Origin of the sequence: Candidatus Cloacimonas acidaminovorans str. Evry, assembly GCF_000146065.2 — a bacterium.
GTDB lineage: Bacteria > Cloacimonadota > Cloacimonadia > Cloacimonadales > Cloacimonadaceae > Cloacimonas > Cloacimonas acidaminivorans.
Map to the genome: position 1 here is coordinate 986,343 of NC_020449.1, position 17,293 is coordinate 1,003,635.

Annotated in this window: 10 protein-coding genes and 1 CRISPR repeat array; of the genes, 9 read left to right on the top strand and 1 reads right to left on the bottom strand. The window is 37.2% G+C overall.

The features are described from left to right. Positions 1 to 14 precede the first annotated feature (14 nt). Positions 15 to 827, bottom strand: coding sequence for a hypothetical protein (locus CLOAM_RS04070; RefSeq protein ID WP_044278915.1), 813 nt, complete (start codon positions 825 to 827; stop codon positions 15 to 17). A 480-nt stretch (positions 828 to 1,307) separates the two neighbouring features. Here CLOAM_RS04070 and CLOAM_RS04080 point away from each other — a divergent pair, with 480 nt between their 5' ends. The 9 genes from CLOAM_RS04080 (at position 1,308) to CLOAM_RS04115 (ending at position 17,293) form a co-directional block, all read left to right on the top strand. Next, positions 1,308 to 3,200, top strand: a complete 1,893-nt coding sequence (locus CLOAM_RS04080; RefSeq protein ID WP_015424592.1) for a CRISPR-associated primase-polymerase type A1 — start codon at positions 1,308 to 1,310, stop codon at positions 3,198 to 3,200. Between the two features lie 9 nt (positions 3,201 to 3,209). Then, positions 3,210 to 4,571 carry a DUF7017 domain-containing protein gene (locus CLOAM_RS04085; protein ID WP_015424593.1) on the top strand — a complete coding sequence of 454 codons (1,362 nt, stop codon included), beginning with the start codon at positions 3,210 to 3,212 and terminating at the stop codon, positions 4,569 to 4,571. Next, positions 4,571 to 5,605 carry a CRISPR-associated endonuclease Cas1 gene (gene cas1 / locus CLOAM_RS04090; RefSeq protein WP_015424594.1) on the top strand — a complete coding sequence of 345 codons (1,035 nt, stop codon included), beginning with the start codon at positions 4,571 to 4,573 and terminating at the stop codon, positions 5,603 to 5,605. Before CLOAM_RS04085 ends, cas1 begins: the two co-directional genes overlap by 1 nt. Before the next feature lie 149 nt (positions 5,606 to 5,754). Then, positions 5,755 to 6,045, top strand: a complete 291-nt coding sequence (cas2, locus tag CLOAM_RS04095) for a CRISPR-associated endonuclease Cas2 (RefSeq protein WP_044279215.1) — start codon at positions 5,755 to 5,757, stop codon at positions 6,043 to 6,045. Positions 6,046 to 6,228: 183 nt separating this feature from the next. Then, positions 6,229 to 6,477, top strand: coding sequence for a hypothetical protein (locus CLOAM_RS09640; RefSeq protein ID WP_015424597.1), 249 nt, complete (start codon positions 6,229 to 6,231; stop codon positions 6,475 to 6,477). 11 nt (positions 6,478 to 6,488) lie between these two features. After that, positions 6,489 to 12,404: direct repeats of the CRISPR family, unit length 37 nt; unit sequence ATTGAAATAAACTTGACCCGTTTGAGGGGATTGTGAC. 1,285 nt (positions 12,405 to 13,689) lie between these two features. Next, positions 13,690 to 14,880 (top strand): poly-gamma-glutamate synthase PgsB, encoded by a 1,191-nt coding sequence (gene pgsB / locus CLOAM_RS04100; protein ID WP_015424599.1) that lies wholly within the window; start codon positions 13,690 to 13,692, stop codon positions 14,878 to 14,880. Continuing rightward, complete coding sequence (gene pgsC, locus CLOAM_RS04105) at positions 14,877 to 15,332, top strand: poly-gamma-glutamate biosynthesis protein PgsC (RefSeq protein WP_015424600.1); 456 nt, start codon at positions 14,877 to 14,879, stop codon at positions 15,330 to 15,332. Before pgsB ends, pgsC begins: the two co-directional genes overlap by 4 nt. A gap of 2 nt (positions 15,333 to 15,334) precedes the next feature. Next, on the top strand, positions 15,335 to 16,459 hold the full coding sequence (gene pgsW, locus CLOAM_RS04110; RefSeq protein WP_015424601.1) for a poly-gamma-glutamate system protein: 1,125 nt from the start codon (positions 15,335 to 15,337) through the stop codon (positions 16,457 to 16,459). Between the two features lie 12 nt (positions 16,460 to 16,471). Further along, on the top strand, positions 16,472 to 17,293 hold the full coding sequence (locus tag CLOAM_RS04115) for a hypothetical protein (RefSeq protein ID WP_015424602.1): 822 nt from the start codon (positions 16,472 to 16,474) through the stop codon (positions 17,291 to 17,293).

Consider the following 17,293-nt stretch of genomic DNA (forward strand, 5'->3'; position numbering starts at 1 on the left):
TAAACTCCTTATCTTTATTCGCCCTTTTCTTTTTTATATGTAGGGTAAGGTGGACAGCTCTGACATATTTTTTTCAGGAAGTTATAAATAAAAAGGCGACCTACATTGTCATCAAAATTATTGTTTTCCAATGTCTGTTTAAACTTTTTTCTGATTCTTTCGTGCAGTTTATAGATATTATCCCTACTTTCATCCCTTAAACGCTTTGTTCCTCCTTTACTTGGTTCTTCCAATTCATGGCATAAAACATTTATTTCTCTTTTGTCCCATTCTTCATTTATTATAATTACCAGTAGTTTAGCTTTATATCGGTTAACAATATCATATTGAATATAGGGTAAATCTATAAATTGTTTATTGTTGTAGTTCCCATAGTATTCTTCTCTTAAAATATGATTAATCTTGTCTTCCATTAGTTCATTAATGAATTCTTCCACACAATGCTTTGTAATATTTTCCGCAGTTTTGTAAAGATATTTGCCAAAGTCCTCTTCCTTACCCAATTCTTTTTCTTTCTTTTTCAGCTTGTCTACTTGAGGCAACATCTTCTCAATTATTTTCCCCATTAAACAATAATACATTTCTCCCTCATCCAAACTTGCCTTGAGACATAAATCTTTCAGCAATTTAAACTGAACAGGCCTTTTACCCAAAAACATCCGGATTAGTGTAAAAATTTGATATTGTAGCTTTTTGTCGCTGCTTAGCAAATTCGGCTGTTTCAGTACTGTCCATAAGGCATTTTCCAGAGAAATTATGTCTTTATCATTTTCTCCATCATTTCGCCATTTTTGGTAACCTTGATTGAAGGTATTTTTCTTTTCCATACTGATTTCCTTCTTTTGCGTTTTTTTCCTTATGAAATAGCTTTGTTTTTTTGTCAATCAAAACAGTTTGCTTTACTTTGAACTTTGAACTCCCGCACTTTGAACTTTGAACTTTGAACTCCCGCACTTTGAACTTTGAACTCCCGCACTTTGAACTTTGAACTCCCGCACTTTGAACTTTGAACTCCCGCACTTTGAACTTTGAACTCCCGCACTTTGAACTTTGAACTCCTACACTTTTTCCTTACTTATCTGTGGTGGAGATGCCGTGGTGCCTCTTCGGCTTTTTGCACCTAATGGCCATTGCATCACCACGATATCTAATAGGGTAAGATCTAATTCTATTAGTTCTTTTGCTCTCTGCTTTCGGCTTTCTAAAAAATTTGTCCAATTTTTTTCACTTCTCCCCATATCTAAAAAGTAGAACTGTGTAATTATTAGTTAAAAATTCCAGAATAAAAACAAACAAAGGAGTAAAAGATGATTTTAGATAACATCACTAACTTGGGAAGTAAAGAAATCAAGTTTTCGGAAAATGAATTTCATTCTTTCCGGGTGCGTTTTAATAATCTTTTTATTAAAGAAGATATTGAAACGGCTCATAACCTCGCTTTAAATATGCTGCCTGTTGAAAATCTGCAAAGTTCCGAACTGGTAGAATTGGCTCGCTGTTTTCAACTTTTGGGAGATAAAGATAACACTCTTGCTTGTTTGGAAAAAGCTATTCAAATTGATTCTCATAACAAGAACGCCAAAATGTTGAAACTGGAATTGCTGGATTCGCTGGAGCAAAAAGAACAATATTTAGATTTTTTACAGCAATGTTTGGAAAGTGACCCTCAAGAAAAGCAGTATTATTTACTTTTACATAGCTATTATACTGAAAATGGACAAAATGAGCTTGCTGAAAATATATTCTCTCTTGCTTTAAGTTATGGAATAGATTTGGAGCCACCTAATCCGGATATAGAAATTTCTGTTGCTGATTCCCTTGTTGAACCGGAATGTATAGATGATCCTATTCTAATAAACAGCTATCTTACTCTCTTTGCGGGGAGGGAAAATTGCCATTCCAGGCAATGGGTTTCCGATAAAGGTAAGACAGGTTATACTCCTGTTATGGAACCTCTAAATCCTGTATTGATCCGTAATCATTTACAAGGTATTCAGACCTTGGGTGTGTATCAATTAACATTGAATAATCAAGTGAAATGGATTGTCTTTGATATTGATATAATTAATGATTATCTTGATGATCTGCATGATCCTCATTTTCGCGAATGGATAGATAACGGTTTTCTGCAAGTGCTAAGTAATTTTGATAATATTTTACAAACCTTTCATCTAAAAGCCGTCTATGAATATAGTGGTTATAAGGGTTATCATATTTGGTTATTTTTACAGGAAGTTACCAGCGCGGCTATTGCCAGAAGTTTTGCCTTGAAACTTGCCTCCCAAATTGATCTCAGTTCTTTTCCTTTGAAAATTGAGGTCTTTCCGAAACAAACAAGAACTTCTGCCAATAATTTTGGTAGCTTGATCAAGCTTCCGGGAGGAATACATCGTTTTTCCGGTTTGAAAAGTAATTTTTTTAATCTGAAAGATGGTGTTTTGGAGCCGCTACCTCTTACTATGCTTTTAAAACAACCTCCTTTAATTTCTCCCGCTGATTTTATGTCTGCATTATGTTCCTTACAACCGGATTTTTCCTTTGGCAAAACGGATTATGCTTTAAATGAAGAGCAAACAAACAAGATAGAAGTTCCCTTATTAGGTTCTAATACTCCCCCGGAACTTGATCCCCAATGGCTTTGGCTGAAACAACACTGTTCTGCTCTTGCTTTTATTTGCCAGGAGATTGAAACACACCATCTTTTAAATAAGGAACAGAAAAAAGTGCTGATCCATTGTGTTGGTCACTTGGAAAGAGGACCCGATATCGTAAACTACTATCTCAGGAAATGCAGTAATTGCGAACCTTCAGATCTTTTAAAATCTCCCCTGAAAAGTAATGTAATAAGCTGCAACAAAATACGCAATTACTTAAACTGCAACGGTCTTGATTATGATTGCTTTTGTGATTTCACAGCTAAAATGTCCAGTTACGATCATCCTCTTGTGCATTTGGAGGATTTTTCACCTGCAAATTATTCTCCTTCCGGAAATAATGAATTAATGCTCAAAGAGACAATTTATAAATATCTGGATATTAAGCGTAGAAATAATGAACTAAGTGGAACTCTCCAACAACTGGAAAAACAAATCTTAGAGCTTTTTGAACATATTGGAGTGGAAGAATTTATAACTCCTTATGGAATCTTGAAAAAAATCACTTCCGAAAATAGCGTAAAATTAATCCTAAAGCTAAATTAGAAGGATATTATGAACCAGAAATCGGAAATTGTAAACAATGCTTGGAACCTTATGAAACAAGGCAATTATAAAGATGCCCTGCCCATACTGGAAACTTCTCTAAATGAAGACCTATCCCAAAACTATTTTTTGGCATCTCTTTTACTGGATTGCTATAATAAGCTTGGTTTATACCAAAAAGCAATAGCTTTGGGAGAAGAACTTTGCTCCAAAGAAAACTGTTGGGCTTCCATCAAACAAAGCTATGCCTGGAGTTTATATTTTGCCTATTTTAAAAATTCCGCTACCCTTTCTCCCGAAGAAGCAATTCCTATTCTTGATAAAATGGCACTCATAACCGATTGTAATAAAAAAGTAAATCCCCTTTCTTTATCTATCTTTTCCTATCTTTCCCAAAATAAACAAATTACCCCGGAACTAACTATTCAATTGCTGGATATGCTAAAGTTTGATTTACTGGATGATAAACCTGTTCAATTGAAAAAAAACGGTAAAACGCTTGCTTCCCCCAAAGAACGATTTATTTGTTATTATACCAAGGCACTTTATATGGAAAAAAATTACTCCCGCTGCATAGCTTGCTGTAAACGTGCTTTAGAATTAAGTTCAAATTCAAAAAGGCAAACTACTTTTAATGACGCTCAAAATAAAGCAACTACCAATGCTGATAGTAACCAAGCAGCTTTGTTTATCTCTTCCGATAATCTGATCTGGATAAAAAGGCGTCTGGCTCTATCTCTTTATTACTTAGGTGAATATGAACAAGCAGAAGAAATTATGAAGCAAATAATCAAGAAAAAGAAGGATTGGTTTTTATTTCACGAATTAAGCCAAATTGTTTATAAAAAAAATGAACCAGAAAAAGCTCTTAGTTATGCCGCAATGGCTTCTTCTGCTATTGGAGATGCAGAAATGAAAATCCATCTCTGGGATTTTCTGTATCAGCTATTAGTGGAAACCAAAAATTATCCTCAAGCTGTTAAAATTCTTTCTCTTGCTGCCGCTATTCGCTTTCAAAAAGGATGGAATATTTCTCCTTCCCAAAAACAGGAATTAGCAAAATATAACCTAATTCCCGAAAAACTACCTCCCTTTAAAGATATATTAAATGAACTAAAACCTTGGTTTGCCGAAATCTCTTATGCTGAAAATGAGCGTTTAACTGGTTATATTGCTAATTTGTTGCCCCATAAAAAAGCCGGTTTTATCAATTCCGGTAATAAAAGCTTCTATTTTAAAGTTTCAGCTTGCTTATTTAACCCGGAATATATTGTCCCAGATACAAAAGTATCCTTTATTGCGGAAAGCAGTTATGATCCCAAAAAACAGAAGGATTCCGTTATTGCTGTTAATATCAAAAGGATTGAATAATGCCGGTTGTTTATATTGCCGATCAGGGCTCTCACATTTGTAAAAAAGGTGATCGTCTTTATGTTTATAGAGGAAATCAGTTACTACGCTGGTTTCATACAAAGGATATTATCCAGCTGATTCTGGTTGGTAATATTGGTTTAACTTCACAGGTTGTTACCTATCTCCTTAAAAACCGCATTGATACTGTCTTCCTTTCCTATTACGGAAAATTTAAAGGTCGTTTGGTGGGTGAATTTGGTAAAAATGTTATGCTACGGGTTAATCAATTCCAATACCTTAATGAACCGGAAAATCGCGTTTATCTTGCTAATCTTATTATCCGGGGGAAGATTGAAAATTCCTTGCTTCATTTAGCAAAAAGAAAAAAGCGAAATAAAGCTGAATCCCTTACCTTTGCCTATATAAAAAATAAGGCATTGTTGGCTCAGCTCAAAACTCAAATTCTACCTAAAGATATTTTACTTGGCTATGAAGGAATTGCTGCTAAAAATTATTTTGCTGCCTTTCCTGATCTTATTGCCAATCCGGATTTCCCCTTTTCCGGAAGAAATAAAAGACCGCCCAAAGATGAAGTAAATGCTATGCTTAGTTTATCATACACTTTTCTGATGAATCAAGTTATGTGCGCTGCTTATATCTGTGGCTTAGATCCCTATTACGGAGCTTTACATGATTTGGATTATGGAAGACAATCTCTCGTTCTGGATATTATGGAAGAATTCAGACCTCTGATAGATAATATGGTTATATCACTGATAAACCGTAAAGAAATTCGCCTGGAACACTTTCTTTATAATACTTTGCCCGATGATGAAAATTCCGATTTGGATAATTCTACTCTCCCCGTTTCTCTCACCAAGAATGGTATGAAAATTATCATCACCGCTTTCAGTAAACTGATAAATAGCAAGTTTAACTATAATCAACTATCTGAACAGTGGATTCTAAAAGATATTATTACCCTTCAAATTCGAAAACTGGCTGCCCATTTTGATAATAAAAAGGAGTATTCACCCTTCCTATGGCTATAACTTATACCGCTGGAGGAATTTTAAGTTTGAAGGTAGCAATGCTGAGATATACTTTAACCATCTCTATAACTTATCTGACAGGGAGGATTCTTAATAACAATAAATGGTTCTCTGCCCTCTGCCCTCAGCTTATAATAAGGAGTTCTATTATGTCCCTAAACAAACATCTCTATGTCGTCGCTTTTGATATCGTTTCCGATAAAATTCGCTACCGCTGTGTTAAAATTCTCCTTTCCTACGGACAAAGAGTCCAAAAAAGCGTTTTTGAATGTATCCTAAACGATAAACAATTCCTGGATATGAAATCCAAACTTGATAACACTATAAACCCCGAAATAGATAGCATTCGCTATTACCTCCTCTGTGCAAATTGCGAAAAAAACATATCTGTCTCCGGAATCGGATTATATTCTTACTTTGAAGATCTAATCATCGTTTAAAAACTCTTATCTCAATGAGTTATTTGCTTTCCCTGCGTATGAATAGATTCCTAATATCATATCTTCAAAATCAAAAAGATATTTTATGCTTGACTTATTTTATGATTGATTATATAAGGAAAATTGTATGTATAGCTAACTCGCTATATAAACCTTGGCAAGACAAAAAAAGGAGCTGATATTATGATTATTTATGTATGCCCCAAAAATAATTATAAAAGAACAGCGATTGCCTGCTCTCTATGCAATTTCGCTAAACTGCTCTATTATAACATAGTTACAAGCTCTATCCACAAAATCATTGTCCCAAACACAATTACTTGCTATATATACAATTATACAAAATATGCATCTATACCCCATACCCCCAATCATAAATCTATTAGCCATTGCCATTTTGATAACGATGAATACTTTATGCTTAATGCCTAAATGTATGTGCTATTGAAATAAACTTGACCCGTTTGAGGGGATTGTGACATAAAGGTTCATCTTCATCAGCAGTGTCAGAATCAGAATTGAAATAAACTTGACCCGTTTGAGGGGATTGTGACTTAAGCTACATCAGGAGGAAGCATTCCCTGATGTAGGTTATGATTGAAATAAACTTGACCCGTTTGAGGGGATTGTGACATTCCGGGCTTTTTCCGAGTCAGGAACAATATTATCTGCATTGAAATAAACTTGACCCGTTTGAGGGGATTGTGACTAAAGTCCCAGTCTGAAGATAATATTGTGTTTATAGCCATTGAAATAAACTTGACCCGTTTGAGGGGATTGTGACGTAAATACTAATCCTATCAGTTTCATTTTTCCTCCTATTGAAATAAACTTGACCCGTTTGAGGGGATTGTGACAGGAATAGTCATTTTTCCACGAAGCACTACTGCGATATTGAAATAAACTTGACCCGTTTGAGGGGATTGTGACAAAAAAGCACTCCAAACAGCTTGGAGAGGTTTTGTTTTGAGAATTGAAATAAACTTGACCCGTTTGAGGGGATTGTGACTTTAGATTGTGCATTGAATCGAAGGCACCATCCTTATATTGAAATAAACTTGACCCGTTTGAGGGGATTGTGACTATCCCCAATTATCTTTGTTTTCACCAAAGATTCTGGAAATTAATTGAAATAAACTTGACCCGTTTGAGGGGATTGTGACGTGAACGCTTTTTTGGTCAAGCAAGGTGTTTTTAAATTGAAATAAACTTGACCCGTTTGAGGGGATTGTGACTTTAAAGCTTTAAACACTTTGAATTTGTTAGCTAAATCCATTATTGAAATAAACTTGACCCGTTTGAGGGGATTGTGACTTTTTGTTGTAGAAATATTCGAAAGCTTCATAGTCTTCCATTGAAATAAACTTGACCCGTTTGAGGGGATTGTGACGACCACGAATTGCCCCGATATTTCGTTTTAGCAATACGATCATTGAAATAAACTTGACCCGTTTGAGGGGATTGTGACTCAAAATATGGACAAGAACGATAATCGTGATAACAGATATATTGAAATAAACTTGACCCGTTTGAGGGGATTGTGACTATATTTCGGAGATTGACTTCTTATCTACCTCGTATTTTAATTGAAATAAACTTGACCCGTTTGAGGGGATTGTGACAAACACGATGAACAATACCATCCCGATGGCGGTTAATATTTGTATTGAAATAAACTTGACCCGTTTGAGGGGATTGTGACATGGAAGTGAAGCCTATGGGTTCATAGATTGCCCAATATTGAAATAAACTTGACCCGTTTGAGGGGATTGTGACATTAGGATACATAGCGGAAAAAACTGGCACAGGATCTGCGATTGAAATAAACTTGACCCGTTTGAGGGGATTGTGACCAATTGAGGCTCCTCATCCCGGTTCATGGTTCTGTACAATCTATTGAAATAAACTTGACCCGTTTGAGGGGATTGTGACGATCGCTCTGAACCCAGATTTCAGCCTTCACATATGACCCATATTGAAATAAACTTGACCCGTTTGAGGGGATTGTGACGATCGCTCTGAACCCAGATTTCAGCCTTCACATATGAATTGAAATAAACTTGACCCGTTTGAGGGGATTGTGACCGTCTTCCTGGTAATACGAGATCACCAGGAAGGGCTTTCCTATTGAAATAAACTTGACCCGTTTGAGGGGATTGTGACAATTGACTCAGCAACAAGCTCGCCATTGGCTTTGGTTGCTCATTGAAATAAACTTGACCCGTTTGAGGGGATTGTGACACTTCTGCCAAATCTTTAGCAGAGCCAAAAAGCGTCCTATATTGAAATAAACTTGACCCGTTTGAGGGGATTGTGACAAGATCTTTGGGGTCATCTCTTGCTCAATGTCAAAATTATTGAAATAAACTTGACCCGTTTGAGGGGATTGTGACTTCGAACTGGGAAATAACCGTTACTTCTAATAAGTTCATATTGAAATAAACTTGACCCGTTTGAGGGGATTGTGACAATGACCTCAGTTTTTCTTGTTCAGGAAATACCCACTTGAATTGAAATAAACTTGACCCGTTTGAGGGGATTGTGACAAGATCTTTGGGGTCATCTCTTGCTCAATGTCAAAATTATTGAAATAAACTTGACCCGTTTGAGGGGATTGTGACTTCGAACTGGGAAATAACCGTTACTTCTAATAAGTTCATATTGAAATAAACTTGACCCGTTTGAGGGGATTGTGACAATGACCTCAGTTTTTCTTGTTCAGGAAATACCCACTTGAATTGAAATAAACTTGACCCGTTTGAGGGGATTGTGACTTGGTTCACGGCTGCTTCGTACCATTGAGCTTGTGCCATATTGAAATAAACTTGACCCGTTTGAGGGGATTGTGACATTAATCTTCCTTCCAGATATCGCACTGGAAGGTTGGGATTGAAATAAACTTGACCCGTTTGAGGGGATTGTGACTCTCTGTATCTCTTATACAGAGAATTCCCGAATCATCATATTGAAATAAACTTGACCCGTTTGAGGGGATTGTGACTCAACCTATTTTCTGTACCTGTTGAATGAGCACATTCATTGAAATAAACTTGACCCGTTTGAGGGGATTGTGACATGATTATGATTAACAAAACTACGGTTATGAATAGATACATTGAAATAAACTTGACCCGTTTGAGGGGATTGTGACTTAAAAATTGACCGTTAATACACGCTTTTAAGCTAACGCTGAATTGAAATAAACTTGACCCGTTTGAGGGGATTGTGACTCAACTAAACCACAAACGAATGCTGGAAACGCCCATCCTATTGAAATAAACTTGACCCGTTTGAGGGGATTGTGACACTTACCCAAATTTCAGCTCTAACAAATGAACCAAATTTTGGAATTGAAATAAACTTGACCCGTTTGAGGGGATTGTGACATTCTGTACCGAAGAAATACTACTTCTCTTCACAGCGAATTGAAATAAACTTGACCCGTTTGAGGGGATTGAGACTCAATTACTTTTTTTTCAACTTCTTTCTTTGTCATTTTTTGATTGAAATAAACTTGACCCGTTTGAGGGGATTGAGACTATTGATAGATTTATCCCTCAATGCTTGAAGGAATTTTTCTCATTGAAATAAACTTGACCCGTTTGAGGGGATTGAGACCATCCACAAGCCATTTACATAGCCACATACGAATGCTGGAATTGAAATAAACTTGACCCGTTTGAGGGGATTGAGACCACATCAACTTCATAACGAAGCTAATGCGTTCGTTATAATTGAAATAAACTTGACCCGTTTGAGGGGATTGTGACCCTCTCTTCTTCTTCACCTCACACCGGGGGGAGACATTCCATTGAAATAAACTTGACCCGTTTGAGGGGATTGTGACGGAAATGGCTTCTGCTAATACAGAGGCAGACCCGAAAAGATTGAAATAAACTTGACCCGTTTGAGGGGATTGTGACTGAACTGGAAAATATCCAAAAGATCTAATGATCCCTTCTGCATTGAAATAAACTTGACCCGTTTGAGGGGATTGTGACTTGGCTTCTTCAATAGTGATTGCCCGCATTTCGGAATTATTGAAATAAACTTGACCCGTTTGAGGGGATTGTGACATTACTTTTTGGTTTTTTCTGTAAATCGCGACATAATTGAAATAAACTTGACCCGTTTGAGGGGATTGTGACCTATTCGTACCCTATCATCACACGGATCATACCGGAAGATTGAAATAAACTTGACCCGTTTGAGGGGATTGTGACTCTTTTCTGAATTATACAGGTTTTTCCATCCCCTAAATGGATTGAAATAAACTTGACCCGTTTGAGGGGATTGTGACTTAAACTGTTGTTTCAGTGGAACTAATCCACTGGCCTTTATTGAAATAAACTTGACCCGTTTGAGGGGATTGAGACAATATTCTTCTTATTCGGGTTAATTTTTCAATTACTTTTTCATTGAAATAAACTTGACCCGTTTGAGGGGATTGAGACCCAATTCTGCGCCTTTTCGCTCACCGCCCAAAATCCATATTGAAATAAACTTGACCCGTTTGAGGGGATTGAGACTACCACAAGTTCCATAATGATGTACTCCTCCCTCTTCAGCCCAATTGAAATAAACTTGACCCGTTTGAGGGGATTGAGACAATAGATAAGGTTTCCCATTTTCAGACATAATGGGAATTGAAATAAACTTGACCCGTTTGAGGGGATTGAGACGCATTTGAAAGGCAAGGGTCAGAAAAACGGAGCCATTGTCGGTTTGATTGAAATAAACTTGACCCGTTTGAGGGGATTGAGACGAGTGCTGTGGAGATTGTCCGGAATAATCTCAACCAATATTGAAATAAACTTGACCCGTTTGAGGGGATTGAGACTAAAAGAAACGGTTTCTTTCCAGCAGCCATATCTGGCATCATTGAAATAAACTTGACCCGTTTGAGGGGATTGAGACGAAAACACTGGCACAGGATCAGCTCCAAAACTGATGATTGAAATAAACTTGACCCGTTTGAGGGGATTGAGACCTCCCAGAACTCCTGACGGGTACTGTTGTACCCGTCCAGGATACTCCATTGAAATAAACTTGACCCGTTTGAGGGGATTGAGACGAAAACACTGGCACAGGATCAGCTCCAAAACTGATGATTGAAATAAACTTGACCCGTTTGAGGGGATTGAGACCTCCCAGAACTCCTGACGGGTACTGTTGTACCCGTCCAGGATACTCCATTGAAATAAACTTGACCCGTTTGAGGGGATTGAGACCGAAAATATTAAAAGAAACGGCTTCCCATTTTCAGCCATTGAAATAAACTTGACCCGTTTGAGGGGATTGAGACTCAAACCGGAAGTGGTTTCCCGGAAAAGCAAAAGATATGCATTGAAATAAACTTGACCCGTTTGAGGGGATTGAGACTTCTCGTATTATTTCTTTTAATTCTTCTTTTTTCATTTTTTATTGAAATAAACTTGACCCGTTTGAGGGGATTGAGACTTGCCTCAGATAGGGTTATCATCCTCATTTCGCTGTAATTGAAATAAACTTGACCCGTTTGAGGGGATTGAGACAAAAAAAAGGCAAATTTGATAATTCCTGAATTATATCAGGAATTGAAATAAACTTGACCCGTTTGAGGGGATTGAGACGCTATAATCGGCTTCTGCAATATATATATTTACTCGTATTGAAATAAACTTGACCCGTTTGAGGGGATTGAGACGAATTCATCGCATAGTTCTACATATTTTTCCACCACCCAATTGAAATAAACTTGACCCGTTTGAGGGGATTGAGACACTTGATAGTGGTCTGATGTAAATTGAATACATCTTTATATTGAAATAAACTTGACCCGTTTGAGGGGATTGTGACAGCACCTCCCAGAGGATGTAGATAAATGAGGCAATCGTATTGAAATAAACTTGACCCGTTTGAGGGGATTGTGACCAATTGCCAACTTCTTCACCTCTCTGTCCTGAAGGATTGAAATAAACTTGACCCGTTTGAGGGGATTGTGACTCACAACTTTCTATTTCCGGATGGTAGAATTCACAGTATTGAAATAAACTTGACCCGTTTGAGGGGATTGTGACTCCCTAACCCAACCAAGCCCGCTAAGGTCGATATCTGGCTTATTGAAATAAATTTGACCCGTTTGAGGGGATTGTGACTTCGCCGAACTCTCCAGTTCTATAAGCTCTAATCGCAATTGAAATAAACTTGACCCGTTTGAGGGGATTGTGACGGTGCAAGCACTTATTCACTTTATGACAACCCAATTGAAATAAACTTGACCCGTTTGAGGGGATTGTGACAACTTTACCACAGTTCCTTCGGGAAGCTCACCACGGAACACATTGAAATAAACTTGACCCGTTTGAGGGGATGCCTCTCACAGATTACACAGATTTCACAGATGAATATTTCACGCAGATTTCGCAGATTACGCAGATTTGAATAGGTAAGGGATGAACAGGATAAAAGAGAATTTGGGGATAAAAAAGAATGGAACACAGATAACTGGATTAAGCGGATTTACACAGATAAAAAATAGGTAGGGGATTATTTTAGCAGAGGGTAGAGAGCTTGGGGCTTAGAGGAAAAATAGCCCTAATATGAAAAGGATTAAAAAGGATTTTTGAGATTTTATACAATATCCGGATTGATAAATCAGTAAGATAAGAAAAATTCAAAAAAATACCTTTTTAACTCTGAGATAACTATAAAACATCCCAATAAAGCTCGGAGAGCGAAACAACGATAGCGATGGGTGCATAAGCCCCTCGGGAAAAGAGTAATCACATTTAATATATATATCAATATATTGTCCAAAAAAGAGCTGTCCCGAAACTAAAAGTTAGTTTTGATACAGTAAATATAAGCCATTTTAAGGAACAATCTCCTCTTGAGGATACATCTTTGTATACCTGAAAATGGCCAAAAATGGACTTTTGGGATGTTGTGAGACAACCCCGCCCCCCAATTTTCCCAAGAGCTAAAAATAGGTCAAAATAGAAGTGTCGCCCTTGGGTGCTCTATCTAAATTAAATAAGTTTTAATAATCAATATATCTTTCATTGGACGAGGGGTTTACACCACCATCGCTATCATTGTTTCGCTCTCCGAGCTTTTTTTATTAGCGAGCTAAAAGTTATAGGACAAGCATTTTACTTTTTCTTTATATACCCTGTCAAAATGGAAAATATATTAGATGATATTTTAATTGGCTTTCTAATTGATATTACTGAAAAACAGAACTTAAAAGTTCAGCATTTTTGATAGTGGATAATGGGGGAAAAATAAAATTGACAGGAACTATGATTTTAGCTAACTTGTATATAGCTTGAGATGTTGAGTTTGGGATTTTCCTCAAGACCTTTAGACCTCTTGACTTAATGGACCCGTTTGAGGGGATTGTGAGGCACTCCGCATAAAGCACGGTGCTTAACCTATTATTGTTGTGAGTTAAAAAAATATGTTACTGGGAAACTTATAAGTAAAAACGAAAACACCAAATCATTAAACTCCTCTACCTTTCTACCTCTCAATTTCCCGAACCCCTGGAACCATAAAGAGTGATAAATGGAATGTTAATTGCATTTATAAAGATAGTCACTTCCTGCTTAGCCAAGTGCAAAGCTGGAAGCGGATGTAATATAATTACTAACAGAGGAATAGATGACTGTTCTGATAATAGTGACTTTGATACTGATAACGCATTGGATTATAGAATATCAAAGGCATACAAAAAATGTTCTGTCAATTCCCATTCGGATTCATATTAACGGGACACGGGGGAAATCAAGTGTTACTCGTCTTATAGCTGCCGGCTTAAGAGAAGGAGGAAAAGTAACGGTAGCCAAGACCACGGGAACCTTGCCCAGAGTTATTCTTCCGGATGGAAGAGAAGCAGCCATACTGCGTTTGATGGGTGCTAATATTATTGAACAGAAATATATCTTCCGTCATGCTGTAAAGCACAAACCGGATGCCATAGTTATTGAATGTATGGCAGTAAATCCGGTTTTACAGTGGATAACGGAGCGTAAATTTATTCGGAGTACTATTAGTGTTATTACCAATTGTCGGGAAGACCATCTGGATTTAATGGGTTCTACTGTGCAAAGCGTAACTATGTGCATTAGTAATACTATACCGAAAAAGGGAATTTGTTACACGGCAGAAGAAGAACAATATCCCCTTTTGGAAAAAGTGGCAAAAAGCAGACAATGTCAAATTCATAAGATTCGTCCTGTAGATGTTACGGAAGAGGAATTGAATAAATTCAGATATATTGAGCATAGTGAAAATGTGCAATTATCTTTAGCTGTATGTGCTGCAGCGGGAGTTCCCCGAGATGTAGCTTTAAGGGGAATGCAAAAAGCGACACCTGATCCTGGTGCCTTAAAAAAATACCCAATTAAAGATAGAGGCAAAACAATAATATTCTATAATGTATTTGCTGCAAACGATCCTCAGTCAACAGTAGAAATCATTCAAATGGTTACCGGCAATTTGCAAAATATAGAAAAGATTATCATTTTGAATAGCAGAGCAGACCGCCTTTTTCGCAGTCATCAATTAGTGGATGCGATCAAGCCCTTGGATTTTTCCTATTTATTGCTAACGGGAGAAATACCTGATAAGATAGAAAACTATGCTATTCAAGCAGGTATCCCTAAAGAAAAAATATTTCCTTTAGGTGAACCCTTACCGGAAGTTATCTATCAAAAAGTGTGGGAACTTACTAAGGATGAATCTCATATTTTGGGAATCGGTAATATTGCCGGAACAATAAAATATGGGGCACAAATAGTAGCCCACTTCAGACATAAAATGAAAGAGTGTAATGAAAGGAGCCGGATGTGATTGATACAATAGTTCAAGCCGCGGTTGGGATGGGTGTGATTATTTCACTGATGTTCAGTGAATTACTTGGTGCTTCTGCGGGAGGAATAGTAGTTCCAGGTTATATTGCTTTATATTTGGATAGACCTTTGCAGATTTTAGGCACTTTAGTAATCAGTTTATTAACCTGGGCAATCATACGCATTATCGGTAATTTTACCTTACTTTTCGGCAAACGGAGGATGGTGCTAAGTATTTTAATTGGCTTTATTTTGGGTTGGCTTTCCCGCATTTTGGTAGTTCAAGATATTACAATTCATCAATTGCAGATGCAATCCATTGGTTACATCATTCCCGGGCTTATTGCTAACTGGTTTGAACGCCAGGGTTTTTGGAAAACAGTATCTTCTATGGGGATAGCTGCAATAGTTGTTCGTTTGGCTTTAATGGTTATATTTAACGGAGAATTGTAAAAATGATGTATCGTCCTTCACTCAAATCCAATCGTTCGTTAATCATTCTTCTTTTGTTAGCCATTGTCTTGTTTTATATAGCGCAGACCAGTTATGTTAATGTAAAAACGGATAATTATGAAATCAAAATAGCTGCTGCACAGCTGATGAAATCGGCAATTGATTCCTTATCTGCTGAAATAAATAAAAGAGGAATAGAAATAGACCCTATAGATGACCCTCTGCAAACCGGTTTAATCGGAATGCGTTTAAGTTCTATTACTACGGATAGGGGTTTGCTTTCGGAAAAAAGGGCTGCTATTAATCCCAATTTAGCGGCTGTATTTGTAGAAGAACTATCCAAGATGAAACTTATGCCCGGGGATTATATTGCAGTAGGAATTACGGGAAGCAATCCGGCAGTTAATATAGCTCTTTATTCAGCCATTCAGGTAATGGAGCTGAATCCTAAAATAATAGTTGCCCTATCTTCCGCATCTTATGGAGCAAACCGTCCGGAACTTACCTGGCTGGATATGGAAAGCATTCTGAAAGAAAAAGGTCTCTTTGATTTTGGCTCCAGTTATGCCTCTTTTGGAGGAAAGGATGACCTGGCAATTGGCTTATCGGATAATGGAATTAAAGCCCTTCGGGAAGCAATGCAAAGAAATAATATTCCGCTTTTGATAGGTAATGATCTTGAAGATAACATAGCTATCCGAATGGCAGCTTATGAAGAACTATTGCTGGAAGGAAAACGCTATAAAGCATTTGTGAATATTGGAGCTGGTTTGGCTAATGTAGGCAGCGAACCCAATGCTAATCTTATTCCTGAAGGAATTAATCGCAGCTTAGCTGAACATAATTACGAAAAAGAGGGCGTGATTATTAAAATGGCAAAAAATAATGTTCCCGTCTTGCATTTTCGCCGTATTTTACGCTGGGCAAAACGCTATAACCTTCCGACTTATTTTGACACGATGCCTAAAGTTGGTGAGGGAAAAATGTTCGGTTCCCGCATCCATAATCAAACCGTCAATATCATTTGTTTAACGATCTTACTTATTGCCATAGTAATTGTTATTATTTTTGACCGTCACGACCGTCGGTTTATGGCTAATATTGTAGACCCCGATGAAGAACTTTAAGGAAACTAAAAAATGCATAAACATTTTATATCCGTCTTGCTAATCATTCTGGGAATCAATTTGCTTTTGGCACAAACAGCAAACAGGTATAAAGTCCTGCCTTTTGATAATCCAGGCACAAAACTTCTGCTCAAAACCGAAGCAGGAAATTATTATTATTATCGTGGTTTGCCGGAAAGACCTCTAATTTTAAATACTACGGGTGTAGAAAAAATTGAACTCCGCAGTTTCAGTAAGGAAGCAGTTCGTAAACCGGAAATTGTAATCGTCATTAATAAACAGAGAAAGACCTATCCACTTTCTTTTAAGGAAAAGAAGGGAAACTATTATCTCTATCAACCTCTTATGATAGATATTCCGGAAAACACTAAGGACATTCAGATAATATGCTATAACCGTTCAATTTATCTGCGCGCTTTCAGTGTTTTACCTCCAAAACCACCTAAGGCAGTAAAACAACCTAACATAGCTATTAAAGCTCATAGCGGAACAGTAAGTTTGCAACATAACGGCTCAAACAGCGATTATTACACTTTTATGCCCAATCAACCCTTTAAATTTACTCTTAATAATGGCAGAAACGCTTATGTTTATGTGCGTCCGCGTTTGCTTGACCGTTCTTTGCCTAAAATAGGATTATATGCCAACGGGGAATTAGTGGAAGTTATTGATTTTACTCTTAAACGCACGACAAAATACCACTGCCAGGGAATTAGCAGTTTGGGAATTGCCCAAAAAATTGTTTTACCGGCAAATGAAAAAAGTACTGATTATGAGCTGCGCGCTTTGAGTGACCATCTGTTTTTGGCTAAACCTATTTTAATGAAGAAGTAG